Genomic DNA, 257 nt, shown 5'->3' on the forward strand with positions numbered 1-257 from the left:
GGTCAAGTCAGCCTGATGGCAACGTCACCAGCCGCAGGCCTATAGCCCATAACGTTCTATTTTCTTGATTAACCCTTGCCGGGAGATACCCAATTGCCGGGCGGCCCGGGTACGGTTGCCGCTACATTGCAACAGCGCCTGCCCGATCAGTCGGATCTCCAGCGCCCTGACCTGCTCATCCAGGCTCGCTTCACTGAGAGGCACCTCAGCGACCGTACACTCGATGGCGGACGCCGGATTTCCGGCCACCGCTCCTG

Annotated in this window: 1 protein-coding gene; it reads right to left on the reverse strand. The window is 61.1% G+C overall.

Annotation, left to right across the window (positions count from 1 at the left end):
- Positions 1 to 39: 39 nt before the first annotated feature.
- A partial coding sequence (locus tag Q4563_RS20925) for a helix-turn-helix domain-containing protein (RefSeq protein WP_303605888.1) occupies positions 40 to 257 on the reverse strand: 218 nt, incomplete at its 5' end.

The organism is Gilvimarinus sp. 1_MG-2023 (genome assembly GCF_030548285.1).